This is a genomic window from Exercitatus varius (assembly GCF_029577735.1).
GTDB classification, from domain to species: domain Bacteria; phylum Pseudomonadota; class Gammaproteobacteria; order Enterobacterales; family Pasteurellaceae; genus Exercitatus; species Exercitatus varius.
Genome location: NZ_JARQTO010000012.1, coordinates 19,976 through 45,034, shown reverse-complemented (window position 1 = coordinate 45,034; position 25,059 = coordinate 19,976). Strand labels below are relative to the sequence as shown.

Below are 25,059 nucleotides of genomic sequence, written 5' to 3'. Positions count from 1 at the left end.
GGGCGATGATGGCAGAACGGCAATCCGTTTACGATACGGAAAACTTTTTTGAGTCGTATCAAAAGTTACGGGCGAATCCCGTCAGTCTGAACAACATTGTGGAAAAGCCGACCATGTTGTCTTTACTGCCTGATTTAACGGGGAAAAAATTACTGGATTTAGGCTGCGGCAGCGGTGAACATTTACGTTTATATCTGGAGCGCGGCGCCGGTTTCGTAGCGGGCGTGGATTTATCCGCCGCCATGCTGCGGCAAGCGGAAAAAAAACTTGCGGATTTTCGACCGCACTTTGCGTTATATCGGGCGCCGATGGAATGTTTGTCACAATTGGCGGAATCCGAATTTGACCTAATAACCAGTTCTTTTGCCTTCCATTACGTGCAGGATTTCCCGGGATTGCTCAATACCGTCGCGGCGAAGCTGAAACCGCAGGGAACGTTGATTTTTTCGCAGGAACATCCCATTGTGACCGCTTACAAAGGCGGTGAACGCTGGGAGAAAAATGCACAAAAAGAACAGCTGGCGTACCGTTTGAATTTTTATCGCGATGAAGGCGAACGCAACCGAAGTTGGTTTAAACAGCCGTTTAAAACTTATCATCGCACCACGGCGACTATTATGAATAATCTGATTAAAGCGGGATTTGTTATCGAAAACGTGCAGGAACCCATGCTTGCCGACCGTCCGGAATGGCAGGCGGAATTTAAGGATCTGCAACATCGCCCCGTGCTGCTTTTTGTAAAAGCGAGAAAAAACGTTTCAGATTTTAAAAAATTTAAGAAAACCGCTTGCAAGTAGAAAATTTTTTCCGTATTTTAATGGCTACGAACCTAACATAGGATTGATTATGAACTTTAACAACACTTTGCATCATCACCATCATTCTTCCTGAACATTCTTTCGGGCATAATGTGGTGTTCGGAAGAAAACTTCCGAGCAAGTGTGAGTTCCTCAATTTTCAATCTCTCGGAAGTGATTTTCTACTTTCGAGAGATTTTTTTTTTACCCCAAAATTAAGACAAAAAGGAAAACAATATGACAAACAGCAATAACCGTTTACGTATCGCGTTGCAGAAAAAAGGACGTTTAAGCAAAGACTGTAACGAACTGCTCAAACAATGCGGTGTGAAAATTACCTGGAACGAGCAGCGGCTGATTGCCTATTCGGAGAATCTGCCGATTGAAATTCTGCGCGTGCGTGATGACGATATTCCGGGATTGGTATTCGACGGCGTGGTGGATCTCGGCATTATCGGCGAAAACGTGTTGGAAGAGGAAGAACTCGGACGCATTGCCGGCGGCGAAAAAGTGGAATACAAAAAACTGCGCACCCTGGATTTCGGCGGCTGCCGTTTGTCACTGGCCATTGATCGCGACCAACCCTATCACGGCGTGCAGGATTTTAATAACGCTCTGATTGCCACATCTTACCCGAATTTGCTGAAACGCTATATGAAAGAACAAGGCGTGCCGTTTAAAAGTATTCTGCTTAACGGCTCGGTCGAAGTTGCGCCCAGCGCGGGCATTGCGCACGCAATCTGTGATTTGGTTTCCTCCGGCGCCACACTGGAAGCCAACGGCTTAAAAGAAGTGGAAGTGATTTACCAATCCAAAGCCTGTCTGATTCAACGTGCCGAACCGCTGGACGGCGATAAACAACAACTTGTGGATAAACTTCTCACCCGCATTCAGGGCGTGCAACAGGCAGCCGAATCCAAATACATTATGCTGCACGCGCCGAAAGAAAAACTCGAAGAAATCACCGCACTTTTACCAGGCGTAGAGAATCCGACCATTCTCCCGCTCGCCCACGACGACAGCAAAGTGGCAATGCATGTGGTCAGCCAGGAAACATTATTCTGGGAAACCATGGAGCAACTGAAAGAAATGGGCGCCAGTTCGGTGCTGGTATTGCCGATTGAGAAAATGTTAGCGTGAAATCTCTCATTTTTGCTTTGCAAAAAGGAAAAGTTCGGTCGGATTTTATGTTATTTTTATCAATATAATCAGAGAGGTGAAATATGTTTTCAGATTTATTTCCGATTATTTCCACGGTAGTGATAGCACATTTTCTCGCATTAATCAGTCCGGGTCCTGATTTTTTGATGGTAGTGCGCAGCGCGTTACGTAATACGCGTCGTCGTGCTGTCGGAGTCTCTCTTGGCATTGCACTTGCTAATGGTATTTATATCGTACTCTGCGTTATCGGTGTCGGCTCGGCTATCGCTCATTCCTTATGGTTGATGGTTACGCTTAAAATTATCGGCGGTTGCTTTTTACTCTACATTGCCTACCACGCACTCAAAGCACGCCGACATGACTACGCTTTTTTAATTCAAAATCAAGATGAAAGCCGCCTGCAAAATGCACCTTCTTTTTGGAAGGAGTTTTGGTTAGGAATGGGGTCAGGCTTATCCAACCCGAAAAACATCATCTTTTATTTGAGCCTGTTCTCCGTGGTACTCACGCCCGAATCGGGAATGATGTTATCGGTCGGATTGGGTATATGGATGACATTACTGGTATTTGTATGGGATACGATGATTATTTTCGTTCTTTCCCAAAAACGCGTACGTCAAACTTTCAGTAAAATTGCTTTTTATATCGATAAGATCGCAGGTTTGCTACTTGGCTTTGTGGGTTACAAATTGCTACAAACGGCGGCGAAGGAAATCGCGTAAAGTGCGGTCGGATTTTTAATAATTTTTTGAAATTTATTTGAAAAACGATCAATTCTAAAAAGCGAGCGGGAAAATATGCCATTCACAAAAACTGAAAAACGATCGCTGTTAGCCTCGAAAGGAATCGCTCCGACGGCGTTCGGATGTTTGCAGGAAATAGTGTTGGGTGAAAGAACGGTAAAATCTCCCCTTGCCCTCTTACAAAAGAAGCGAATGAAGAAAAGGTTTCGCTTTCGTAAAGAGACGATTTTATAGAAATAGAATAACGGAGGAAAATATGCAAACTTTAATCTGGAAAGATTTAACCGAACCGCAGCGAAAGGAAGCGCTTACTCGTCCTGCGATCTCTGCGGCGGGCAATATTAAAGAGGCGGTGGATGCCATTCGTGAAAATGTGCTGGCAAACGGCGATAAAGCGCTATTCGAGCTTTCGGAAAAATTCGATAGAGTAAAATTGAATAGTTTGGTGATTTCTAAACAGCAAATTGAGGAGGCGGCTCAACGCTTACCGGCGGAACTCAAACAAGCCATTCAAAATGCAAAGAAAAATATCGAAGCTTTTCATTTTGCCCAGGTTCCCGTCGAGGTGGATGTGGAAACCCAAGCTGGCGTGCGTTGCCAGGTGTTGACGCGTCCGATTAATCGCGTGGGATTATATATTCCCGGCGGCTCCGCGCCTTTGTTCTCTACCGTATTAATGCTTGCGATTCCCGCTAAAATCGCAGGTTGTAAAAAAATCGTGCTTTGTTCGCCGCCGCCGATTGCGGACGCGATCCTCTATGCGGCGGAACTCTGCGGAGTGGAAACTGTTTATGCGGTAGGCGGTGCGCAGGCTGTCGTTGCGATGGCGTTCGGCACGGAAACCGTGCCAAAAGTGGATAAAATTTTCGGGCCGGGCAACGCCTTTGTGACGGAAGCGAAACGCCAGGTAAGCCAGGCGGTGAACGGCGCGGCCATTGATATGCAGGCGGGGCCGTCGGAAGTGTTGGTGATTGCCGATGAAAATGCCGATCCGGATTTTGTGGCGAGCGATTTGCTTTCTCAGGCGGAGCACGGCGCCGACAGCCAAGTGATTTTGGTGACGCCAAGCGAACGATTGGCGCTGGAAACGGAATTTGCCCTCGAACGCCAGCTGGCTGCCTTGCCGCGCTCTGAAATCGCGCAAAAAGCGCTATCTCACAGCCGTATTTTTATCGCCGAAAGTTTGCGTCAATGCGTTGAAATCAGTAATGAATATGCGCCGGAACATTTGGTGGTGCAAGTGCAAAACGCCCGTGATTTATTGCCGGATATCGACAATGCCGGTTCCATTTTCTTAGGCGCTTATTCGCCGGAAAGCATGGGCGATTACGCCAGCGGCACAAACCACGTGTTGCCGACTTACGGCTATACCCGAACTTCGTCCAGCCTCGGTCTGGCGGATTTCAGCAAACGAATGACCGTACAGGAACTCAGTCCGCAAGGCTTTAAAGATTTGGCTAAAACCGTGGAAGTGATGGCGGCGGCGGAACGGCTGGATGCGCATAAACAGGCGGTGAGCGTTCGCCTTGAAAAATTGAAATAGCGGCGTTCCTACAAAGATTTTGAATAAAGTGCGGTCACAAAAAGCAACGCTTTTTGAACGTTGGCTTTGCCAACGGTGGCGGAGCCATAAGTAATCGCACCGGCGATTACGCATAAAATTTGCAAAGTTTTTACCCAATTCGATCGCTTATAAAGAAAAGAAATGTAAGGCGGGCTATGCGTTCGCCCGAAAATACGGATATTGTGCGGTCGGCGGATAAAATCCGCTGCTGCGAAGACAACACAGGAAAAAAATATGACCATTTCACAACTTTCCCGAAAAAACGTCCAAGCCTTAACACCGTATCAATCCGCTCGTCGATTGGGCGGTAACGGCGATGTGTGGCTGAACGCCAACGAATACCCGGTTTCGCCGGATTTTAACCTTTCCGAGCGCATTTTTAACCGTTATCCCGAACCGCAACCCGAAGCCGTGGTGAAAGGATACGCAGCTTACGCCGGCGTGCAACCTGAAAACGTGATTGTGACCCGCGGCGGCGACGAAAGCATTGAATTGCTGATTAAAGCGTTCTGCGAATCCGATGACAGCGTTCTTTATTGCCCGCCCACTTACGGCATGTACGCGGTAAGCGCGGAAACCTTAGGCATCACCGCTAAAATCGTGCCGTTAACCGCGGAATTTCAATTGGATTTGCCCGAAATCGAGAAAAATTTAACGGGCGTGAAAGTGGTGTTTGTTTGCAGCCCGAATAATCCGACGGGAAATGTGTTAAATCCGGCGGATTTACAACGTTTATTAGAGATGACGGCAAACAAAGCCATTGTGGTGGTGGACGAAGCTTACATTGAATTTTGCCCGGCAAGCTCGATAGTAAAACAACTGAAAAATTACCCGCACTTAGCGGTTATTCGCACTCTTTCCAAGGCGTTTGCGCTGGCGGGTTTGCGGTGCGGTTTCACCCTTGCCAATCCCGAATTAATTGCCGTGTTGCAAAAAGTCATCGCCCCATATCCGCTGCCGACACCGGTTTCCGACATCGCCGCTCAAGCCTTACAGCCGCAGGGATTAGCGCAAATGCGGCAACGGGTTGATTCCGTTTTAACCGACCGCGCTTGGCTGATTGCGCAATTAAACGCTATCGAAATTGTAGAAAAAGTGTTCGAAAGCGAATCCAATTACGTATTGGTGAAATTCCAAGACGGCGAAAAAGTCTTTAAGGCTTTGTGGGGAAAAGGCATTATTCTACGCGATCAGCACAAAGCGTTGGGATTGCAGAATTGTATTCGGATAACTATCGGCACCCAAGCCGAGCTGGAGAAAACCATAGAAGCGATTAAAGCCGTATAAGCATAAAGCGGGCTTGCTCGCCCAAAACATTTAAAAATTTTATGCGTAATCGCCGGTGCGATTACTTATGGCTTCGCCACCGTTGGCAAAGCCAACGTTCAAAAAGCGTTGCTTTTTGTGACCGCACTTTACATTCGTTGATAATGGCCGGAGAGCCCGTTTTACAAGGACACAACATGACACAACAACCAATTTTATTCATCGACCGCGACGGCACGCTGATTGACGAGCCGAAAACCGATTTTCAAATCGATAGCCTGGAAAAACTTAAATTTGAACGCAACGTGATTCCGGCGTTGCTCAAATTGAAGAACAAATTCCGCTTTGTGATGGTGTCGAATCAGGACGGATTGGGCACAAGCTCGTTCCCAAAGGAAAATTTTGACAAACCGCACAATGCGATGTTGGATGTGTTTCGTTCGCAAGGTATTGAATTTGATGATATTTTGATTTGTCCGCACAAGCCGGAAGACAACTGCCAATGTCGCAAACCGAAAACCAAATTGCTGAAAAAATATATCGACAAAAAACTGTTTGATCCTCAAACCAGCTTTGTGATCGGCGACCGCCCGACGGACGTGCAGCTCGCACAGAATTTAGGCATTCGCGCATTGCAATACAATCCGGAATCATTAGGTTGGGATTTGATTGCAGAAAAGTTATTGAATGAAGCGGTGGCGAATCCGGCGGCGGATCGGGCGCCCCGTCACGCGGTTGTGGAACGCAAAACCAAAGAAACGGACATCAAAGTGGAACTGTGGCTGGATGAAGCCGGCATGAACGAAATCGACACGGGCGTGGGTTTTTTCAACCATATGCTGGATCAAATCGCCACTCACGGCGGTTTCCGCATGAACGTGCAATGTAAAGGCGATTTGTGGATCGACGAACATCATACGGTGGAAGACACCGCCTTGGCCTTAGGCACGGCGTTAAAACAGGCCGTCGGCGATAAACGTGGCATCCAACGTTTCGGCTTTGTCTTACCGATGGACGAATGCCGCGCCGAATGTGCGTTGGACTTATCGGGCAGACCGTGGATCAAATTCAACGCCAAGTTCAAACGTGACAAAGTAGGCGATTTCAGCACCGAATTGACCGAGCATTTCTTCCAATCGCTGGCGTTCAGCATGCTTGCCACGCTGCATCTAAAAGCCACCGGCGACAACGATCACCACAAAATCGAGAGCCTGTTTAAAGTTTTCGGCAGAACCTTAAGACAAGCGATTCGTGTAGAAGGGGATGCAATGCCAAGTTCGAAAGGCGTATTATAATACGTAGGGGCGGGGTTTATCCCCGCCCGAAATGCTAAAAGTGCGGTTAAAATTTGCAACGTTTTTTGAACGTTGGTTTTGCCAATGGTGGCGAAGCCATAAGTGATCGCATTGGCGATTATTACGTATAGAATTTGTGAAGTTTTTAGGGAAATATGACTCATATTATTTATAAAATTTATAAATTAGAAACCAATCCGTCTACAAATGAATTGGACGACTTGATAATTGGCGGAAAAATAAAATTTCTGCGAGAGATTCTACTAAATAATTGCCAATTCAAACGGGATGTAAATAATGATTGGATACTTAAGTTTTTTGTAGGGAAAAACTACGAACAGTCATTTTTAATCAGTAAGAATTTATTTCGTAGAGAGTTATGTTTATCAACATCGAGTTTGATAATTGGAAAAGATGATTTTAATAATAACGATGCAGAAATTCTTTCAAGTTCAGTACGAGAGAATAAATCTTTAAAGATTACGGATTTTACGGAATATCCTTCTCACTACAGTCACATTGACGGCAAAGGAATATCCTTTTTCAGTAAATTGGACGGGCAACGAGAACAGTTTGAACGACATATTATTTTACAATCTTTAGCATATGCTTATTTAGGCGCTATTGAATTTATAGCCAATAAATTGGCGGAAAAAATAAATTGCCATGATTGTAATATTGATGAATTAAACGAGTTATATATTGAAGCGGCTAAATTTAATTCTATGTTTTTCTTTCATCAACCTGTTTTAAGTAAAAATACAAGTTTAACCGAGACATGGAAATGTATTGATAAAGCGCTCGATGTTAATGTTTCATCCAATGAATTATTAGGGCAATTATCTAATGTACATTACATTTTGAACTTGGAAGCTGAGAAGGAAAAAGCCGAATTAGATAATCGGTATCAAGCCAAGCAGGATAAATTGAATACCAGATTTACTATTATTGGGATTATTATTGGTCTTTTAAGTTTAATAGAATTATTCAAATAACTAAACGTTTCCTTATCAACACAGATTGTACGCGCCTGTTTTTATAACAATGCGCAAAAGTGCGGTCAAAATTTGTAAAGTTTTTTATTTTATCTATTTGCTACAAAATAACTTGAATAACTCACTGTAAAGGCGTTTAATGTAGCCTGTATGCAACACGAGAAATGTGTTGCTCATCGAATCGGGAGGCATTATGCAAAACAGCGCGTTATTGATGGATTTTTATGCTCTGACTATGGCAAACAGTTATTTTGAACAGGGCAGACAAGATGAAATTGCCTATTTTGACTATTTTTTCCGGAAAGTTCCGGACGAGGGCGGTTATGCGGTGTTTGCCGGATTGGAACAGGTGCTGGATTATCTTGAGAATCTGCATTTTTCCGAGCGAGAAATTGAATTTTTGCAACAAAAACATATTTTTTCCGCCGGTTTTCTGGATTATTTGCGCCGTTTTCATTTTCGCGGCGATGTGTGGGCGGTGCAAGAGGGAAGCGTTGTATTTCCGAACGAGCCGTTGCTGATTGTGCGGGCGCCGATTATTGATTGCACCCTGATTGAAGCGTTTTTGTTACTGACGCTGAATCATCAAACGCTGATTGCCACCAAAGCGGCACGTATAGTGAGTGTCGCGCAGGGGCGCGGTGTGTTGGAATTTGGCGCGCGTCGGGCGCATGGCGCGGATGCGGCGCATTTTGGCGCGCGGGCGGCTTATATCGCGGGTGTGGACGGCACTTCCAATGTGTATAGCGATTTTACTTGCGGGATTCCCGCATTGGGCACCATGGCCCATGCTTACGTACAAAGTTTCGATAGCGAATACGAGGCTTTTCTGCAATATGCCGAAACTTATCCCGATAACACAGTGTTGCTGGTGGATACTTACGATACGCTGCATCAGGGTATTCCTAACGCAATCCGAGTGCATCAAGAATATCTGGCGCCTCGGGGCTACAAATTAAAAGGTATCCGTATTGATAGCGGAGACTTAGCGTATTTGAGTATTCGGGCCCGGGAAATGTTGGATGCGGCGGGGCTCACGGAAACCAAAATCACTGTTTCCAATTCCTTGGATGAATATCTGATTAAAGATTTGCTGTTGCAAGGGGCGAAGATTGACAGTTTCGGCGTAGGAGAACGTTTGATTACAGCCAAAAGCGAACCGGTTTTCGGCGGCGTGTACAAAATTGTAGCATTGGAAAAAGACGGGCGACTTATTCCGAAAATTAAACTCAGTGAAACCCTGCAGAAAACCACCACACCGGGATTTAAAAATTTGTGGCGGTTATATGATCAAAACCGCAAAGCCATTGCCGACGTGATTACTTTGCATGATGAAATTATTGATAACGGTAAACCTTACATGCTGTTTGATCCTGAGTATACCTGGAAAACCAAATGGGTGACGGATTTTGTAGCGGAACAGAAATTGCAGCAATGGTTCGAACAGGGCGAAAGACGGCGTCCCGCGCCAAGCTTAGCGGAAAGCCGCGCTTATTGCCGGCGGGAACTGGAATCTTTATGGAATGAAGTGCGCCGTCTGGAAAAACCGCACGGTTATTATGTGGATTTGTCGCAGAATTTATGGACCTTAAAACAACATCTGATTGAACGGCATTCGGGGAAAAAATCATGAAAACGGCAGCATATGCGGATTATTTAATTCAATGGCTGGAAACTCAGCGCACCGAACTTTACGGTATGGACGGTTATACCCTGGGGGTCAGCGGCGGCATTGACAGTGCCGTTTGTGCGCATTTGTTGGCGCGGACCGGCGCTCCCGTGCAGGCTTTAATTTTGCCCGCAGAAGTGACCGACCCGATCGATGTGGCGGACGCTCAAGCCACGCTGGAAAGCGCAGGAATCAGCGGGCAAATCATTTCCATCGCGCCTTGGTACGATTTAATCATGCAGCAACTTTCCCCCGCGTTACATGCGGAACCCGAACGCGTTAATGTGTTAAGAGGCAATCTGATGGCGCGTTTACGAATGATCGCGCTGTTTACCGCCGCGCAAAGTCATCGTTCCATCGTGTTAGGCACGGATAATGCCGCCGAAATATTGACGGGTTACTTCACTAAATTCGGCGACGGCGCGGCGGACGTATTGCCTTTAGCGGGATTGCGCAAAGAACAGGTGTTTGAACTCGGGCGTTATCTCGGCGTACCGCAAACCGTGCTGGCGAAAAAACCGAGCGCCGGTTTGTGGGCGGGACAAACGGACGAAGGCGAAATGGGCGTCACTTATGCGGAAATCGATGCCTATTTGCGCGGTGAAACCGTCAGCCCGCAGGCATTAGAACGGATTCGATTCTGGCATAACCGTTCTCACCACAAACGCATGCTGCCGCCGAAGCCGAAATCGCCGGATGAAATCGATTAAAGGTACAACCACCCGTTGCATGAAATACGTTATAATCCGTTGCCGTTAAAAGGAGCCCATATGTCATCACCTAAAGTTTTATTATTAAACGGCCCCAATCTGAACATGTTGGGGGCGCGCGAACCAAAACATTACGGTTCGCTTTCGTTAGCGGCAATCGAAGCCAATGCCCGGGCGTTGGCGGAAAAGTGCGGTCTGAATTTGGAATGTTTTCAAAGCAACAGCGAAGAAAAACTTATTGACAAAATTCACGACAGCTTCCAAAAAGTCGATTTCATTATCATCAATCCCGCCGCCTTTACGCACACCAGCGTTGCGTTGCGCGACGCATTATTGGCGGTGTCGATTCCTTTCGTCGAAGTGCATTTGTCGAATATTCATAAACGCGAGCCGTTCCGTCACCATTCTTATTTCAGCGATGCGGCGGAAGGCGTGATTTGCGGATTGGGGGCAAAAGGTTATGAATGCGCCTTGATATTCGCCGCCGAATTTTTAGCGAAAAACGCGTGAATTTCGTTAAATATCGACAAATTTGTAGAAAATAGTCGCAAAACGAATTATTTTAAGGTAATCTTGCGGGCGTAAAAAAACAGAATTTATTTTGACCGCACTTTCGGCTTGAAAAGCGCGCCGAAAGTGCGGGATCTTTTTATCTCTCAACCAGGAAAACAAATTATGGCAATGGATATTCGTAAAATTAAAAAATTAATCGAATTAGTTGAAGAATCAGGCATTATGGAATTGGAAATTTCCGAAGGCGAAGAATCGGTTCGCATCAGTCGTGGTTCCGCCGCACCAAGTTCCGTTCAATACACCGTTCCGGCCGCCGCACCGGCTCCCGTAGCGGCGCCTGTTGCCGCCGCTTCCGCACCGGCTGCTGTTGCGCCTGCCGCTGCGCCGGAATTATCCGGACACGTGATTCGTTCTCCGATGGTGGGAACCTTCTACCGCAGTCCGAGCCCGGAAGCGAAAGCCTTCGTTGAAGTCGGACAATCCGTGAAAGTCGGCGACGCGCTTTGCATTGTCGAAGCGATGAAAATGATGAACCGCATTGAAGCCGATAAAGCGGGCGTGGTGAAAGCGATTTTAGTTAACGATGGCGATGCGGTAGAATTCGACGAGCCGTTAATCGTTATTGAATAATTTGTAGGGTGGGCAGACTTGCCCACTATTTTTATCTCATAAATTTTCGAATTGGAATAATCTTATGTTAGAAAAAGTGGTTATTGCCAACCGTGGTGAAATTGCATTGCGTATTTTGCGTGCATGTAAAGAAATGGGTATTAAAACCGTTGCCGTGCATTCCACGGCGGACCGTGATTTGAAACACGTGTTGCTGGCGGATGAAACCGTTTGTATCGGCCCTGCACCATCGGTAAAAAGCTATTTAAATGTGCCGGCGATTATTGCGGCGGCGGAAGTGACCGGCGCGGATGCCATTCACCCGGGTTACGGTTTTTTATCCGAAAATGCGGATTTTGCCGAACAGGTCGAACGTTCCGGCTTTACCTTCATCGGACCGACGGCGGACGTGATTCGTTTAATGGGCGACAAAGTGTCTGCCATTAATGCTATGAAGAAAGCCGGCGTGCCTTGCGTACCGGGTTCCGATGGTCCTTTAGGGACGGATATGGCGAAAAATAAAGAAATCGCCAAACGTATCGGCTTTCCGGTGATCATTAAAGCTTCCGGCGGCGGTGGCGGTCGCGGTATGCGCGTGGTACGGGATGCGGACAGTCTGGAAGAAAGCATTGCCATGACCAAAGCGGAAGCGAAAGCGGCGTTCAACAACGACATGGTTTACATGGAAAAATACCTGGAAAACCCGCGTCATGTGGAAATTCAGGTGATTGCCGATACGCACGGTAATGCGGTGTATTTGGCGGAACGCGACTGTTCGATGCAGCGTCGTCACCAAAAAGTGGTGGAAGAAGCGCCGGCACCGGGTATTACGGAAGAAGTCCGTCGCGACATCGGTTCCCGTTGCGCGAAGGCTTGCGTGGAAATCGGTTATCGCGGCGCCGGTACCTTCGAATTTCTGTATGAAAACGGCGAATTCTATTTTATTGAAATGAATACCCGTATTCAGGTTGAACATCCGGTGACGGAAATGATCACCGGTGTGGATTTGGTGAAAGAACAGTTACGCGTAGCGTCGGGCTTGCCGTTGTCTTTTAAACAGGAAGACATTAAAGTGAAAGGCCACGCCATTGAATGCCGTATTAATGCGGAAGATCCGAAAACCTTCCTGCCGTCGCCGGGTAAAGTGGTGCATTTACACGCGCCGGGCGGTCTGGGCGTGCGTTGGGATTCCCACATTTACGGCGGTTACACCGTGCCACCGCATTATGATTCGATGATTGCGAAACTGATTACATACGGCGATACCCGCGAAAGCGCCATCCGTCGCATGCAGAATGCGTTGTCGGAAACCATTATCGAAGGGCTTAAAACCAATATTCCGCTGCACAATCTGATTATGGAAGATAAAAATTTCCAGAAAGGCGGCACCAATATTCATTATCTTGAGAAGAAACTGGGCCTTGCCGATTAATGACAAAATGGAGCTTATGCTCCATTTTTTGTGTGAAGGTGAAAAATGAAAATGAATTTGCAACAACGTTACGGACAAGCCGCCAAGGAAGCCCGCTGGGCATTGCTGTTGACCGTGCTGTATTTAATCGGTTGGTGTTTGTGTGCCTATTTGCCGGAAGGTGGAAGCGGTCCGCTCGGTTTTCCGCTATGGTTTGAGTTGTCCTGTATTTATTTGCCCGTCTTATTTTTGGTGATGGCTTATTGGTTGGTGAAGATTGTTTATCAGGATATGGATCTTGAAATCGAACCGAAAAACTCGGCAAAAATCGCCCGCACTTTAGCGCATTCGGCGACGGAATCTGCGGAGAAAACTGAAAAATGAATTTGGGCATTATTCTTCCTTTGATCATTTACCTCGTTTTTGTATTCGGTGCGGCATTGTATGCTTACATTAAACGGTCGAAAGGCGATTTTTTAACGGAATATTATGTAGGCAACCGTTCGATGACCGGCTTGGTGCTCGCTATGACCACGGCTTCCACTTACGCCAGTGCCAGTTCCTTTGTGGGCGGACCGGGCGCCGCTTACAAATACGGCCTGGGCTGGGTGTTGCTTTCCATGATTCAGGTGCCGGCGGTGTGGCTGGCTTTGGGCGCGTTGGGAAAAAAATTCGCGCTGCTTTCCCGGGAAACCAACGCGTTGACGATCAGCGATTTATTGTTTTATCGCTACAAAAGCCGCTGGCTGGTATGGATTGCCAGTATTGCGCTGTTAATCGCTTTTTTCGCCGCGATGATGGCGCAATTTATCGGCGGCGCGCGCTTGTTGGAAACCACTATCGGCATTTCTTACACGCAGGCTTTATTGATTTTCGCCGCCACCGTGGGAATTTACACTTTTATCGGCGGTTTTCGTGCGGTCGTGTTGACGGATACCATTCAGGGCACGGTGATGATTTTGGGTACGCTGGTGTTGCTTGGCGCCGTGATTTATGCGGCGGGCGGCGTAGAAAGTGCGATCGCAAAACTGACGGAAATCGATCCGTACTTAGTCAGTCCTTACGGACCGAACGACATGCTGGGATTTCAGTTTATGGCGTCCTTTTGGGTATTGGTGTGCTTCGGCGTAGTGGGCCTGCCGCACACCGCCGTGCGTTGCATGGCGTTCAAAGACAGCAAAGCCTTGCACGGCGGCATGCTGATCGGTACGGTGATATTAACCGTAATTATGCTCGGCATGCATCTTGCGGGCGCATTGGGGCGTGCCGTGGTACCGGATTTAACGGTTCCCGATCAAGTGATTCCGTCGTTAATGCTGCAAGTGCTTTCGCCCCTGGTGGCGGGAATTTTCCTTGCCGCTCCCATGTCGGCGATTATGTCCACCATTGATGCGCAACTGATTCAATCTTCGGCGATTTTCGTGAAAGATCTGTATTTATCGGCGAAACCCGAAGCGGCCACCAATCAGAAGCGGATTAGTCGGTTTTCCTCGCTGATTACGTTAACCATCACCGTTTTATTGATTTGGGCGGCATTAAATCCGCCGGATATGATTATCTGGCTGAATTTATTCGCTTTCGGCGGGCTGGAAGCCGCATTTTTGTGGGTGATTGTGCTCGGCATTTACTGGGACAAAGCCAACGCCGCCGGCGCGCTCAGTTCCATGATCGTCGGTTTAGGCGTTTACATTTTTCTGACTCAAATGAAAGGCGTGGATTTAACCGCCTTAAACCCGTCGTTCCGGTATTTGACGGAAAGCGTCAAATTATTCGGCAAATTCCATGAAATTGTGCCGTCCTTGGTGTGGGGCTTAATCGCATTCTTAATCGGAAATCGATTAGGGCGTAAAACCCGGTAAGAAAAGTGCGGTCAAATTTGACTGTATTTTTTCGGCGGAATATCCCGTTGCGGTGTTCGGGCGGTTTCACAGGCAATATGCCAAAAACTGTGCTAAAATTTTATGCGTAATCNNAAAGCCAACGTTCAAAAAGCGCTGCTTTTTGTGACCGCACTTTGAAGGAAAAACAAAAGGATAAATAACATGGCCTGGATTCAAATCCGCCTTAACAGTACTAACGAACAAGCCGAAGCAATCAGTGATCTTTTGGAGGCGCTCGGTTCGGTTTCCGTCACCTTCATGGACAGCCAGGACACGCCGATTTTCGAGCCGCTGCCCGGCGAAACGCGCTTGTGGGGCAATACGGACGTGATTGCGCTGTTCGATGCGGAAACAGAAATGCAGCCGATTTTGACCGCACTTCGGCAAAGCGGTTTGTTAGAGGACGGTTTTGCTTACAAAATAGAGCAAATCGAAGATAAGGACTGGGAGCGGGAATGGATGGATAATTTTCACCCGATGCGGTTCGGCAAGCGCTTGTGGATTTGTCCGAGCTGGCGCGACATTCCGGATCCCAAAGCGGTGAATGTGATGCTGGATCCCGGTTTGGCTTTCGGCACCGGCACCCATCCGACTACCGCGTTGTGTCTGGAATGGTTGGACGGGCTGGATTTAACCGGTAAAACGGTGATCGATTTTGGCTGCGGTTCCGGTATTTTGGCGATTGCCGCACTGAAATTGGGCGCCAAACATGCCGTCGGTATCGATATCGACCCGCAAGCGATTCTTGCCAGCCGAAATAATGCGGAAGCCAACGGCGTGGCGGATCGCCTGCAGTTATTTTTATCCGACGAAAAACCGGCGGATTTGCAGGCGGATGTGGTGGTGGCCAATATTCTTGCCGGTCCGTTGAAAGATCTGTATCCCGTCATCAGCCGGTTGGTGAAACCGAACGGCGATCTCGGTTTGTCCGGCATTCTGGAAACGCAGGCGACGTCGGTTTGCGAAGCTTATGCGCAAACATTCGAGCTGCAACCGGTTGCGGTCCGCGAAGAATGGTGTCGAATCACCGGCAAACTGGCGTGATACCGATTGAAACGAAAATGTCAATGATAAAAATGTCATATTTTGTCAGTTTTGTTTAATTTTTACTCTTTTCAAAGGGGCAAAAAATGCGTATGATACACGCCCTTATCGGTTGTGATAGCCGGACATTGCAAAATGTTCGGTTTCTTTTTTCTGTATCATTGTAGGGGAATCGCGGAGGTCATAAAGCATGCGAATAGGCGATTATCAGCTTAAAAATCGTGTTTTATTGGCACCGATGGCAGGCATTACCGATCAACCTTTTCGTAAACTGTGCGCAGAATACGGCGCCGGTTTAACTTTTTCGGAAATGATGTCGACCAACCCGCAACTGTGGCATACGGAAAAATCAAAACTGCGTTTGGCGCACCATGAAGAGGCGGGAATTAAGGCCGTGCAGATTGCGGGCTCTGATCCGCAGGAAATGGCGCAGGCGGCGCGCATCAATGTGGAATACGGCGCTCAGATTATTGATATCAATATGGGTTGTCCGGCGAAGAAGGTGAACAGAAAACTGGCGGGGTCCGCCCTGTTACGGTTTCCCGATCTGATTCGTGATATTCTAAGCGCGGTGGTGAATGCCGTGGAAGTGCCCGTTACATTAAAGATTCGTACGGGCTGGGATCGGGCGCACCGCAATTGCTTAGAGATTGCCAAAATTGCCGAACAGTGCGGAATTCAGGCGTTAACCGTTCACGGTCGGACGCGCGAATGTCTGTTTGAAGGCGAAGCCGAATATGACAACATTAAGGCGGTAAAAGAGCGGGTATCCATTCCCGTGATTGCCAACGGCGATATTATATCCGCGGAAAAAGCGGGATGGGTTTTGGCGTACACGGGAGCGGATGCCGTTATGATCGGCCGCGGCGCATTGGGTCGGCCCTGGATTTTCCGATCTGTGGCGGGCTTAATCGAAAACGGTTCGACCGTTGCGGAACCGGGCATAGACGAAAAGTGCGGTCAAATTTTGCGTCATATTTCTGAATTGCATCGGTTTTATGGCGAACAAAAAGGTTATCGCATCGCTCGCAAACATGTCGCTTGGTATTTACAGGGAATTCAATATAATTCCGATTTTAGACAAACTTTCAATGCGATTACTGACGCCAAAGAACAGTTAATCGCACTCGAAAAATTTTTTAATTTAGTTCGCAAAGGAAACCAGAATGTTAGAACAACAGCGTAATCCGGCTGAAGCATTAATTGTTTCAGTGCTAAATTCTCAATCACAAGTCACTAACAAGCCGCTGCGTGAATCGGTTAAGCAGGCGTTAAAAAATTATTTCGCCCAATTAGACGGTGAAGACGCGACGGATCTTTACGAATTAGTGTTATCGGAAGTCGAACACCCGATGTTGGATATGGTTATGCAATATACCCGCGGCAATCAAACGCGCGCCGCGTTAATGTTAGGCGTGAATCGCGGTACATTGCGTAAAAAGCTGAAAAAATACGGAATGAGCTGATAAAACGGCAAAATTACGGATGAAACGATAAAAGTGCGGTGAAATTTCACCGCACTTTTGTTTTGTGAAAGGTAAAATTCGCTAGAAAATTTGAGTGACGAATTCGGAGTCCAGACCGATTAACGGTAAATCCGAACCCTGCCATGGGCGCACCACTTGATATTCCATTAAATCCAGCGTATCCAGGCCCGGCGTGACATCCGGCGTATATTGGCGCGCAATGCGGGCAAGCTGAGTTAAGCCGAAACTGCTTTCGAGCGAAGAACTGATCACCGCTTTCATGCCGAAACTTTGCGCTTTTTCAATGAGCGACACGCATTTTTCCAGAGAACCTATCAACGTCGGCTTAATCACAATGGCGCTGACATGCGGCTCGGCAATCACATCGAAATCCGGTTCGCGCACCGATTCGTCCCAGGCGATATTGATGCCCGTTTCGGCGGCAAACCGGCGGCTTTCTTCGCGGGTTTTGCAGGGTTCTTCCAAAAACTGAATGCGCGGGCGGTGTTCCGGTTTAACGTATTTGGCGAACATGGCCGCTTTTGCCGGCGTCCAGCTGCGGTTGGCGTCTAAGCGCAAGTGAAGATCGGGAATGGCTTCCAATAGCATGTCGGCGATCATGCCGTCGCGGTTGGCTTCGTACATGCCCACTTTAATTTTGGCGACCTTTTCGCCTTGCATTTGATCCAAGGGTTCGTAAAGCTCGTCGGGATCGCCGTAACACAACGGAGCCGCTTGATAATTGCCTTCCGCTTGCAATGCGCCTTTCATTTCCGCCAACGCACAGCTTAAACCGAATGCCACCGACGGATATAAGCCGTCAAAGGCGAGTTTTTCATTGCGGCTGCGCGCGGCGTCCCAATCTTTTAGCCATTGCGTCGCCTGTTGCTGCGCCTGTTCCAGCGTTTCCCGGCTGTATTCGGGCAGCGGCGCGATTTCGCCCCAGCCTTCGTTTTCTTTGCATTTAATTTGTACCAGCAACCCTTCCCGCCGTTTTAAAAAGCGGTTGCGCAAAATCAGTTGGCTGTCGACGGGAATGGCGTAGCGATAAAGATGATATTCTCGAATAGTCATAATTTCTGCTCACAATGGAGTTAAAAACAGAAAAAGTGCGGTCAAAAAAAGCAACGTTTTTTGAACGTTGGCTTTGTCAACGGTGGCGAAGCCATAAGTAATCGCACCGGCGATTACGTATAAAATTCTCGACGTTTTTTGACCGCACTTTGGCAGAACGATTAAGGATTGCGACGGAATTTGCTGAAATCCGGTTCGCGTTTCTGGTTGAAGGCGTTGCGTCCTTCCTGGCCTTCTTCCGTCATGTAGAACAACATGGTGGCGTTGCCCGCTAATTCCTGCAAGCCGGCCTGACCGTCGCAGTCCGCGTTCAATGCGGCTTTCAGGCAGCGCAAAGCAATCGGGCTGTTTTGCAACATTTCGCGGCACCAGCGTACGGTTTCTTTTTCTAAATCCGCGTAAGGCACCACGGTGTTGACCAAGCCCATATCCAGGGCTTCTTGGGCGTCGTACATGCGGCATAAGAACCAGATTTCGCGGGCTTTTTTCTGCCCCACGATCCGCGCCATATAGCTGGCGCCCCAGCCGCCGTCGAATGAACCCACTTTCGGGCCGGTTTGCCCGAATTTGGCGTTATCCGCCGCGATGGTTAAATCGCACATCATGTGTAAAACATGGCCGCCGCCCACCGCATAACCGGCCACCATGGCCACAACCGGTTTCGGACAGGTGCGGATATCGCGTTGAAAATCCAGCACGTTTAAGTGGTGAACGCCGCTGTCGTCTTTGTAGCCGCCGTAGTCGCCGCGGATTTTTTGATCGCCGCCGGCGCAGAATGCGTATTCGCCTTCACCGGTTAACACAATAACACCGATTTTTTCGTCGAAACGAGCGTCGGAGAAGGCGTGAATCATTTCTTTTACGGTTTGCGGGCGGAACGCATTACGCACTTGCGGGCGGTTAATGGTGATTTTGGCAATACCGTCTTTGGATTTGTGATAACGAATGTCGCTGTAACCGTCGCTATGGTCGACCCATTCCACCGGCGCGTATAGAAATTCTTCGCTTGGATATAACATGGTAAGTCCTTTGAGTTAATGAAAAGTGCGGTCATTATAGCGGAAGTTTTGGCGGGGCTAAAGCGCGACGCTGAAGAAAACGGCATATTTCCGATTTCGGAATATGCCGTTTGTGGTGTGAATACGGATAGAATTAGGCGAAATCCTGCAATTCAGGGTTAATCGGCGTTTCGGCGATATTGTTCACATAGTTACACAACGTGGCAAGGCTCACCCCTAAAATAACGTCGATGGCGTTTTGTCGGTTATAACCGGCGGCGAAAAATTCCGCTAATTGCGCGGGCGATAATTTGGCTTTTTGCACAATAACGGTCATGGTGAAGCGCGCTAAAGTGTCCAATTTATTGTCCGCGTCGATACGCGCCGTAGCACGGATGGCATTCACCGTTTCCTGCGGCATTTTCAGCAGTTTTAACGCGATTTTACTGTGCCCCGCCACGCAAAATCCGCAACCGTTCACCACCGCGGCCGTAATTTGTACCACTTCGCGTTCTTCTGGCGTTAAACTGTTGCGACCGTTGATCGCACCGACGGTCCGATAAGTTTCCAGTGCGACGGGCGAGTTTGCCAATACGCCGATTAAGTTGGGAATAAAACCGTTGGCGTTTTTTACGGCTTCGAGAGCATTTTTAGAGGCTTCCGGCGCGCTTTCGATAGTATGAATTTGAAATTGAGACATAATAACTTTCCTTTTAAAAACGATAAAATTTCCGCCAAATCATAATGAAATTTTATTGTTTTGACGACCGGATTTTTACGCTTTTTTAGATAAATTCCGAATATCATATAACCGCATTGCAAATTCGGCGGGATTTTCTGAATGCGCATTATGGCCGGCTTGGGGAATCAGGCGAACATTGAGTTGATGCGCCGCTGCGATTTGCCGGAATTTGGTATCGCGTTCGCCCGCAAAATAAAAAAACGTCGAATTTTTTGCCCGCACTTTATCACCGAAATAAGGCTGTTTGGCAAGGGATGTGGCAAGTAGCATGTTAGCGATATTTTCGCCGCAATTCGGCGCGCGTTTTTGAATTAACGCGTCGCGTTCGGCGTCGGTTAAGTGCGCGAAAACCGGTTGCCGGTACCAATCGTTGAGCACGATTTCAGGCGGCTCAAGACGAAATTTTGTCGCCCATTTTTCATCATTCAGCCAACGGTCGGCTTTTTCCTTTTCATCGGTTAAACCGAGATTCGCGCCTTCTAAAATCAAACCCTGTAAATTGCCTTTCATGCCTTGATATTGCAGCGCGTAATACAACGCGATACGACCGCCGAGGGAATAACCCGCCAGAAAAAACGGCTCGTTTTTGACCGCACTTCGGATTTGCTGCGACAAATATGCGCAGGTTTCTTCGAAATTTTGCACGGAAACCCCTTTGGCTTCACCGTGAAACGGTAAATCCAACGCGAGGCAACGTTGGTTCGGCAGTCTGTCGATCACGGCTTGCCAATCGTTTTTGGTGCCGAGCAAGCCGTGCAGAAAGATGAAATTCATTCGGTCGTCTTTTTTTCTGGAATCACAATGGCGGGATCATCCGGCGCCGTAATTTTTTCGATTTCCGCTTTTAAGCCGTAATCGTCGGGATCCGCTCGATCGGAGAATAAATCCGCGTTCGGATTAAGCTGCGGGTTGCTGATTCCCATCCATTTGGCGATGTCGTCGGTGAAATTCAAACCGGATTTGAACACCTTGTACACATGGCGTTGGGTGTCGTCACTGGAAATTTTGAACAGCGGAATGTCGTAATGACGTTTGCTTTTGCCCGCGCTGTTGTGAATGTCCACGCCGGTTTCCGTTTCATGCTGCGCCAAACCATGATCGGAGAAGTAAATCATCGAAAAAGTGCGGTGAGATTTTTCATAGTTTTTTACCAGTTCGCCGTAAACGCGTTTCAGCACTTCGTCGGTTTTCTTCATCGAAGAAACGTAGCAGTTGACGTTGTAATATTTTTCGTCGATTTGGTAATCGTTATAAATTTTTTCGTAATCGCTGAGGCGGTCGCAAGTAATCGGGTGCGAGCCGTATAAATGCAGCACGATGAAGCGTTTTCCCGCCGCCGGTTGTTCGATAACCTGTGCGAATTTCGGTAACAGATCGAAATCGCTGGTGTTGGAATTTAAGCTGTCGCCGGATTTCAGGAAAATTTTGACGTCGCTTTTATTGGCGATGGCGGAAATCGGGGTGTCGAATTCGCCCAAATAGCCTTGATTGGAAATCCAATAAGTTTTCACGCCGGCGGATTTGATTAAATCAATCAGGTTGAGGGAATAATTGCCTTCCCAGTTTTTGGTGTCGGGCTTGGTTAACATTAATTTGAGCGACGCAATGGTGTTGGTGCCGCCGGCGGTGAAGCCGTCGATAAGCGTGCCTTTGGCGGTGCTCATAAACGGCGTATTATTGACCGGATAGCCATAGGCGTGAAGATAGTCTTTTCGCGCACTTTCGCCGATAATCAATACATAATCGTCGTATTTCGCGTCAGATAGATCGGATTTTCCCCATTTGCTTTCAATCGCCAAACCGTTCAGACGGGTTAATTCGTCCTGAACTTTCACGCCCGCATCATAGGTTTCGGTCACAAATTTTAACGGCGCGGAGCCCCAGATTAAAAAAACGGCGACCGCGGCAAGAAACATTTTGTTTTTGTAAAAATGCAGATGAAACGTTTGGGTGAGCGAACGAAACAGCCATAACAGCGCAACAATTGCCACCGGATAAGTGAAATTAACCAACGGCAGTTGCGACAGAAATTCTTTGCTTTCCAGTAAATCCGTGGCGAATACCGATGCGATATATTGATAAGACGGCGGTCCGAAGGTTAAACCGATCGGCGCATATAAAGCGTGCAGCAAAGCAAAGGGAAATGCGACGAACCAAAACAGTTTTTTCGAGGCGTTAAAAATAATGAACAAAACCGCCATTAACAGCGTTTGTTTCACGGTCGGGCGGACGAAAAAACCGGAGCCGATTAACATTAAACGGCTGGCAAAAATGATGCAAACCAAGGCTAATATCGCCGCTAAAATTTGCTTGGCTAATGGTTTCGAAACGTATCTATTAATTAATCGGGTTAGCACAAAATATTCCTTCTTTGCTAAAAGTGCGGTCAGATTTTACCGAATTTTTCTGATTCGTTCTATTGGTTGTTGCGTGAAGTTACATTATAATGACGGCAATTTTATGTCCAATATTCTAGCCGGAGTAAGAAAATGAGCAATCCGATTTACAAACGAATTCTTTTAAAATTAAGCGGTGAAGCACTGCAGGGCGCCGAAGGGTTTGGTATCGATCCTTCCATCTTGGACAGAATGGCATTGGAAATTAAAGAGTTAATCGCCATGGGCGTGGAAGTGGGCGTTGTTTTAGGCGGCGGCAACCTGTTCCGCGGCGCGAAATTGGCAAAAGCCGGCATGAACCGCGTAGTGGGCGACCACATGGGGATGCTGGCAACCGTGATGAACGGCCTGGCGATGCGCGACGCTTTGCACCGTGCGGATGTTAATGCGAAATTGATGTCGGCGTTCCAGTTAAACGGAATTTGCGACACTTACAACTGGTCGGAAGCGATCAAAATGTTACGGGAAAAGCGCGTGGTGATTTTCTCCGGCGGTACCGGCAGCCCGTTTTTCACCACGGATTCCGCCGCTTGTCTGCGCGGAATTGAAATCGAAGCGGATGTGGTGCTGAAAGCCACTAAAGTGGACGGCGTTTATGATTGCGATCCGGCGAAGAACCCGAATGCGAAATTGTTCAACACATTAAGTTATGCGGACGTGATTGAACATGAATTGAAAGTGATGGATTTAGCGGCGTTTACGTTAGCGCGCGACCACAATATGCCGATTCGCGTGTTCAATATGGGCAAACCGGGCGCATTGCGCGAAGTGGTGACCGGCTTAACCGAAGGCACCATTATTTCTTAATTGATGAATTTCACAGATAAAGGAAAAACCATGATCAACGAAATTAAAAAAGACGCGCAGGAGCGCATGGAAAAAAGTCTAGAAGCTTTAAAAGGTCATATCTCTAAAATCCGTACGGGACGCGCGCAACCGTCTTTATTGGACGCTATTCAGGTGGATTATTACGGTGCGGCGACACCGTTGCGTCAATTGGCCAACGTGGTGGCGGAAGACGCTCGTACGTTAGCGGTGACCGTATTTGACCGTTCATTAATCAGCGCCGTGGAAAAAGCGATTTTAACTTCCGATTTGGGTTTGAATCCGTCGTCTGCGGGAACGACCATTCGCGTGCCGCTTCCGCCGTTAACGGAAGAACGCCGCCGTGATTTAATCAAATTGGTCAAAGGCGAAGGCGAACAGGGTAAAGTGGCGGTTCGTAATGTGCGCCGCGATGCCAACGAGAAAATCAAAGCGCTGTTGAAAGACAAAGAAATCAGCGAAAACGAACAGCGTAAAGCGGAAGAAGAAATTCAAAAACTGACCGACAGCTTCGTGAAAAAAGTGGATGAAGTGCTGGCGGATAAAGAAAAAGAATTGATGGATTTCTAATCCGAATATTGGCGGTGGGCGGTTTGAGTCCACCGAAACAGACGCAGAGTTTTCTGCGTTTTTTTGTATAAAAACGGCGGGTTAGCAAACCCTACGGATTGGTTATGAAAAAACAAAACTTGGTCATCTTGGGTTCAACCGGTTCTATCGGCACCAGCACTCTTTCCGTCATCGAACGTAATCCCGAAAAATATCGCGCGTTCGCCTTAGCCGGCGGACGCAATGCGGATTTAATGGCTGAGCAGTGCGTAAAATTTCAACCGGAATTTGCGGCGTTAGACGATGAAAACGCGGCTAAAAATTTACGCCAAAAATTGACCGCACTTGGTTGTAAAACGCAAGTGTTAAGCGGGCAAAAAGCCGTTTGCGAACTGGCGGCGCATCCTGAAGCGGATCAAGTCATGGCGGCGATTGTCGGCGCTGCCGGGCTGTTACCGACCCTTTCGGCAGTGCAGGCGGGTAAGCGTGTGTTGTTGGCGAATAAGGAAAGTCTGGTGACGTGCGGACAGATTTTTATCGATGCGGTGAAAAAACACGGTGCGCAATTATTGCCGGTGGACAGCGAACATAATGCGATTTTCCAGTCTTTACCGCCGCAAGCGCAGCAGAAAATCGGATTTTGCCCGTTGTCCGAATTGGGCGTCAGCAAAATTGTGCTGACCGGTTCCGGCGGTCCGTTTCGTTATACGGATTTAAGAGAGTTCGACGGCATCACGCCGGAACAGGCGGTAGCCCATCCGAATTGGTCCATGGGCAAAAAAATTTCCGTGGACAGCGCCACCATGATGAACAAAGGGCTGGAATATATCGAGGCGCGTTGGCTGTTTAATGCCGGTGCGGACGAGATGGAGGTGATTATTCATCCGCAGTCCATCATTCATTCCATGGTGCGTTACATTGACGGTTCGGTGGTCGCGCAGATGGGCAATCCCGATATGCGAACCCCGATTGCGGAAACCATGGCTTATCCAAACCGGATTGTTTCCGGCGTGGCGTCGCTGGATTTTTATCAATTAAACGGTTTAACTTTCCTGCAGCCGGATTTTAATCGCTATCCTAATCTGAAGCTGGCGATGGACGCTTTTGCCGCCGGCCAATATGCCACCACGGCAATGAATGCGGCGAACGAAATTGCGGTGGACGCATTTTTGCATCGTCGGATTAAGTTTACCGATATCGCGAAAGTGAATGCTAAAGCGGTGGAAGCGATGCCGCCGCAACGGATTTCCTGTGTGGACGATGTGTTGGAAGTGGATCGCCGGGCGCGCGAATTAGCGAAATCCTTGCTGTAATTTGCGGCGGAGACAGGGATTATTTCTGTCTCCGATCAT

The 25,059-nt window shown here is 47.9% G+C and carries 26 protein-coding genes and 1 other annotated feature; of the genes, 20 read left to right on the top strand and 6 right to left on the bottom strand.

Translation table 11 applies throughout. From position 1 onward, the window contains the following. The first annotated feature begins 8 nt into the window (after window positions 1–8). From P7M01_RS08700 to hisD, 4 genes are all read left to right on the top strand, one after another. The gene (locus P7M01_RS08700) at window positions 9–797 is read left to right on the top strand and encodes a class I SAM-dependent methyltransferase (protein WP_317483306.1); all 789 of its coding nucleotides are present in this window, start codon (window positions 9–11) and stop codon (window positions 795–797) included. 72 nt (window positions 798–869) lie between these two features. Beyond that, window positions 870–1,001 (top strand) — a sequence feature (His leader region). A 33-nt stretch (window positions 1,002–1,034) separates the two neighbouring features. Continuing rightward, window positions 1,035–1,937, top strand: a complete 903-nt coding sequence (gene hisG, locus P7M01_RS08695) for an ATP phosphoribosyltransferase (RefSeq protein ID WP_202936136.1) — start codon at window positions 1,035–1,037, stop codon at window positions 1,935–1,937. A gap of 83 nt (window positions 1,938–2,020) precedes the next feature. Then, entirely contained in the window at window positions 2,021–2,680 is a 660-nt protein-coding gene (locus P7M01_RS08690) for a LysE family translocator (RefSeq protein ID WP_317482233.1), read from the top strand. 277 nt (window positions 2,681–2,957) lie between these two features. Beyond that, a complete protein-coding gene (hisD, locus tag P7M01_RS08685; RefSeq protein ID WP_317483294.1) occupies window positions 2,958–4,244 on the top strand; it encodes a histidinol dehydrogenase in 1,287 nt (428 codons plus the stop codon). Between the two features lie 8 nt (window positions 4,245–4,252). Here the strand turns inward: hisD and P7M01_RS08680 are convergent, their stop codons facing one another. Further along, window positions 4,253–4,507, bottom strand: coding sequence for a hypothetical protein (locus P7M01_RS08680; RefSeq protein ID WP_317486338.1), 255 nt, complete (start codon window positions 4,505–4,507; stop codon window positions 4,253–4,255). On the opposite strand from P7M01_RS08680, the gene hisC reads away from it, so the two are divergent. The 13 genes from hisC to fis all read left to right on the top strand — a co-directional run bounded on the left by hisC (window position 4,500) and on the right by fis (window position 17,123). Next, window positions 4,500–5,552: a histidinol-phosphate transaminase gene (gene hisC, locus P7M01_RS08675; protein ID WP_317483293.1), complete on the top strand. Its 1,053-nt coding sequence runs from the start codon at window positions 4,500–4,502 to the stop codon at window positions 5,550–5,552. The two genes, P7M01_RS08680 and hisC, sit on opposite strands and share 8 nt — an antisense overlap. A gap of 176 nt (window positions 5,553–5,728) precedes the next feature. Further along, window positions 5,729–6,826, top strand: a complete 1,098-nt coding sequence (gene hisB / locus P7M01_RS08670; RefSeq protein WP_317476290.1) for a bifunctional histidinol-phosphatase/imidazoleglycerol-phosphate dehydratase HisB — start codon at window positions 5,729–5,731, stop codon at window positions 6,824–6,826. Window positions 6,827–6,981: 155 nt separating this feature from the next. Continuing rightward, on the top strand, window positions 6,982–7,821 hold the full coding sequence (locus P7M01_RS08665) for a hypothetical protein (protein WP_202936129.1): 840 nt from the start codon (window positions 6,982–6,984) through the stop codon (window positions 7,819–7,821). A 193-nt stretch (window positions 7,822–8,014) separates the two neighbouring features. Next, a complete protein-coding gene (locus P7M01_RS08660; protein WP_317483292.1) occupies window positions 8,015–9,454 on the top strand; it encodes a nicotinate phosphoribosyltransferase in 1,440 nt (479 codons plus the stop codon). Further along, window positions 9,451–10,200, top strand: a complete 750-nt coding sequence (nadE, locus tag P7M01_RS08655) for an NAD(+) synthase (RefSeq protein ID WP_317483291.1) — start codon at window positions 9,451–9,453, stop codon at window positions 10,198–10,200. Before P7M01_RS08660 ends, nadE begins: the two co-directional genes overlap by 4 nt. 60 nt (window positions 10,201–10,260) lie before the next feature. Next, window positions 10,261–10,710, top strand: a complete 450-nt coding sequence (gene aroQ, locus P7M01_RS08650) for a type II 3-dehydroquinate dehydratase (protein WP_317483290.1) — start codon at window positions 10,261–10,263, stop codon at window positions 10,708–10,710. 171 nt (window positions 10,711–10,881) lie between these two features. Further along, window positions 10,882–11,343 (top strand): acetyl-CoA carboxylase biotin carboxyl carrier protein, encoded by a 462-nt coding sequence (accB, locus tag P7M01_RS08645; protein WP_317480835.1) that lies wholly within the window; start codon window positions 10,882–10,884, stop codon window positions 11,341–11,343. A 64-nt stretch (window positions 11,344–11,407) separates the two neighbouring features. Then, window positions 11,408–12,754: an acetyl-CoA carboxylase biotin carboxylase subunit gene (gene accC / locus P7M01_RS08640; protein ID WP_202936125.1), complete on the top strand. Its 1,347-nt coding sequence runs from the start codon at window positions 11,408–11,410 to the stop codon at window positions 12,752–12,754. A gap of 51 nt (window positions 12,755–12,805) precedes the next feature. Continuing rightward, complete coding sequence (locus P7M01_RS08635) at window positions 12,806–13,117, top strand: YhdT family protein (RefSeq protein ID WP_317483305.1); 312 nt, start codon at window positions 12,806–12,808, stop codon at window positions 13,115–13,117. Next, complete coding sequence (panF, locus tag P7M01_RS08630) at window positions 13,114–14,592, top strand: sodium/pantothenate symporter (protein WP_317483289.1); 1,479 nt, start codon at window positions 13,114–13,116, stop codon at window positions 14,590–14,592. Before P7M01_RS08635 ends, panF begins: the two co-directional genes overlap by 4 nt. A gap of 183 nt (window positions 14,593–14,775) precedes the next feature. Then, window positions 14,776–15,657: a 50S ribosomal protein L11 methyltransferase gene (gene prmA / locus P7M01_RS08625; protein ID WP_317483288.1), complete on the top strand. Its 882-nt coding sequence runs from the start codon at window positions 14,776–14,778 to the stop codon at window positions 15,655–15,657. Between the two features lie 190 nt (window positions 15,658–15,847). Next, window positions 15,848–16,843 (top strand): tRNA dihydrouridine synthase DusB, encoded by a 996-nt coding sequence (gene dusB / locus P7M01_RS08620; protein ID WP_317483287.1) that lies wholly within the window; start codon window positions 15,848–15,850, stop codon window positions 16,841–16,843. Continuing rightward, window positions 16,824–17,123, top strand: coding sequence for a DNA-binding transcriptional regulator Fis (gene fis / locus P7M01_RS08615; RefSeq protein WP_012072401.1), 300 nt, complete (start codon window positions 16,824–16,826; stop codon window positions 17,121–17,123). The genes dusB and fis overlap by 20 nt, the downstream gene beginning before the upstream one ends. 81 nt (window positions 17,124–17,204) lie before the next feature. Here the strand turns inward: fis and menC are convergent, their stop codons facing one another. The 5 genes from menC to P7M01_RS08590 form a co-directional block, all read right to left on the bottom strand. Then, a complete protein-coding gene (gene menC, locus P7M01_RS08610) occupies window positions 17,205–18,197 on the bottom strand; it encodes an o-succinylbenzoate synthase (RefSeq protein ID WP_317483286.1) in 993 nt (330 codons plus the stop codon). Window positions 18,198–18,358: 161 nt separating this feature from the next. Then, window positions 18,359–19,216, bottom strand: a complete 858-nt coding sequence (menB, locus tag P7M01_RS08605; protein WP_317475983.1) for a 1,4-dihydroxy-2-naphthoyl-CoA synthase — start codon at window positions 19,214–19,216, stop codon at window positions 18,359–18,361. A gap of 133 nt (window positions 19,217–19,349) precedes the next feature. Further along, complete coding sequence (locus P7M01_RS08600) at window positions 19,350–19,895, bottom strand: carboxymuconolactone decarboxylase family protein (protein ID WP_202936119.1); 546 nt, start codon at window positions 19,893–19,895, stop codon at window positions 19,350–19,352. Between the two features lie 75 nt (window positions 19,896–19,970). Next, window positions 19,971–20,711: a 2-succinyl-6-hydroxy-2,4-cyclohexadiene-1-carboxylate synthase gene (gene menH, locus P7M01_RS08595; protein WP_317483285.1), complete on the bottom strand. Its 741-nt coding sequence runs from the start codon at window positions 20,709–20,711 to the stop codon at window positions 19,971–19,973. Next, complete coding sequence (locus P7M01_RS08590; protein ID WP_317483284.1) at window positions 20,708–22,294, bottom strand: phosphoethanolamine transferase; 1,587 nt, start codon at window positions 22,292–22,294, stop codon at window positions 20,708–20,710. Before P7M01_RS08590 ends, menH begins: the two co-directional genes overlap by 4 nt. Window positions 22,295–22,426: 132 nt before the next feature. On the opposite strand from P7M01_RS08590, the gene pyrH reads away from it, so the two are divergent. From pyrH to ispC, 3 genes are all read left to right on the top strand, one after another. Further along, on the top strand, window positions 22,427–23,140 hold the full coding sequence (gene pyrH, locus P7M01_RS08585) for a UMP kinase (RefSeq protein WP_202936117.1): 714 nt from the start codon (window positions 22,427–22,429) through the stop codon (window positions 23,138–23,140). A gap of 30 nt (window positions 23,141–23,170) precedes the next feature. Then, window positions 23,171–23,728 carry a ribosome recycling factor gene (gene frr / locus P7M01_RS08580; RefSeq protein ID WP_202936116.1) on the top strand — a complete coding sequence of 186 codons (558 nt, stop codon included), beginning with the start codon at window positions 23,171–23,173 and terminating at the stop codon, window positions 23,726–23,728. Between the two features lie 104 nt (window positions 23,729–23,832). Beyond that, entirely contained in the window at window positions 23,833–25,020 is a 1,188-nt protein-coding gene (gene ispC / locus P7M01_RS08575) for a 1-deoxy-D-xylulose-5-phosphate reductoisomerase (RefSeq protein ID WP_317483283.1), read from the top strand. Window positions 25,021–25,059 lie beyond the last annotated feature (39 nt).

Excerpts from the sequence above, each read along its gene's own strand:
- nadE (WP_317483291.1), top strand. The coding sequence starts at position 9,451 with ATGAAAACGGCAGCATATGCGGATTATTTAATTCAATGGCTGGAAACT.
- hisC (WP_317483293.1), top strand. The coding sequence starts at position 4,500 with ATGACCATTTCACAACTTTCCCGAAAAAACGTCCAAGCCTTAACACCG.
- P7M01_RS08680 (WP_317486338.1), bottom strand. The coding sequence starts at position 4,507 with ATGGTCATATTTTTTTCCTGTGTTGTCTTCGCAGCAGCGGATTTTATC.
- P7M01_RS08635 (WP_317483305.1), top strand. The coding sequence starts at position 12,806 with ATGAATTTGCAACAACGTTACGGACAAGCCGCCAAGGAAGCCCGCTGG.
- menC (WP_317483286.1), bottom strand. The coding sequence starts at position 18,197 with ATGACTATTCGAGAATATCATCTTTATCGCTACGCCATTCCCGTCGAC.
- ispC (WP_317483283.1), top strand. The coding sequence starts at position 23,833 with ATGAAAAAACAAAACTTGGTCATCTTGGGTTCAACCGGTTCTATCGGC.
- pyrH (WP_202936117.1), top strand. The coding sequence starts at position 22,427 with ATGAGCAATCCGATTTACAAACGAATTCTTTTAAAATTAAGCGGTGAA.
- P7M01_RS08690 (WP_317482233.1), top strand. The coding sequence starts at position 2,021 with ATGTTTTCAGATTTATTTCCGATTATTTCCACGGTAGTGATAGCACAT.
- menB (WP_317475983.1), bottom strand. The coding sequence starts at position 19,216 with ATGTTATATCCAAGCGAAGAATTTCTATACGCGCCGGTGGAATGGGTC.
- frr (WP_202936116.1), top strand. The coding sequence starts at position 23,171 with ATGATCAACGAAATTAAAAAAGACGCGCAGGAGCGCATGGAAAAAAGT.
- prmA (WP_317483288.1), top strand. The coding sequence starts at position 14,776 with ATGGCCTGGATTCAAATCCGCCTTAACAGTACTAACGAACAAGCCGAA.
- P7M01_RS08665 (WP_202936129.1), top strand. The coding sequence starts at position 6,982 with ATGACTCATATTATTTATAAAATTTATAAATTAGAAACCAATCCGTCT.
- menH (WP_317483285.1), bottom strand. The coding sequence starts at position 20,711 with ATGAATTTCATCTTTCTGCACGGCTTGCTCGGCACCAAAAACGATTGG.
- hisD (WP_317483294.1), top strand. The coding sequence starts at position 2,958 with ATGCAAACTTTAATCTGGAAAGATTTAACCGAACCGCAGCGAAAGGAA.
- accC (WP_202936125.1), top strand. The coding sequence starts at position 11,408 with ATGTTAGAAAAAGTGGTTATTGCCAACCGTGGTGAAATTGCATTGCGT.
- panF (WP_317483289.1), top strand. The coding sequence starts at position 13,114 with ATGAATTTGGGCATTATTCTTCCTTTGATCATTTACCTCGTTTTTGTA.
- dusB (WP_317483287.1), top strand. The coding sequence starts at position 15,848 with ATGCGAATAGGCGATTATCAGCTTAAAAATCGTGTTTTATTGGCACCG.
- accB (WP_317480835.1), top strand. The coding sequence starts at position 10,882 with ATGGATATTCGTAAAATTAAAAAATTAATCGAATTAGTTGAAGAATCA.
- aroQ (WP_317483290.1), top strand. The coding sequence starts at position 10,261 with ATGTCATCACCTAAAGTTTTATTATTAAACGGCCCCAATCTGAACATG.
- P7M01_RS08600 (WP_202936119.1), bottom strand. The coding sequence starts at position 19,895 with ATGTCTCAATTTCAAATTCATACTATCGAAAGCGCGCCGGAAGCCTCT.
- hisB (WP_317476290.1), top strand. The coding sequence starts at position 5,729 with ATGACACAACAACCAATTTTATTCATCGACCGCGACGGCACGCTGATT.
- hisG (WP_202936136.1), top strand. The coding sequence starts at position 1,035 with ATGACAAACAGCAATAACCGTTTACGTATCGCGTTGCAGAAAAAAGGA.
- P7M01_RS08660 (WP_317483292.1), top strand. The coding sequence starts at position 8,015 with ATGCAAAACAGCGCGTTATTGATGGATTTTTATGCTCTGACTATGGCA.
- fis (WP_012072401.1), top strand. The coding sequence starts at position 16,824 with ATGTTAGAACAACAGCGTAATCCGGCTGAAGCATTAATTGTTTCAGTG.
- P7M01_RS08700 (WP_317483306.1), top strand. The coding sequence starts at position 9 with ATGGCAGAACGGCAATCCGTTTACGATACGGAAAACTTTTTTGAGTCG.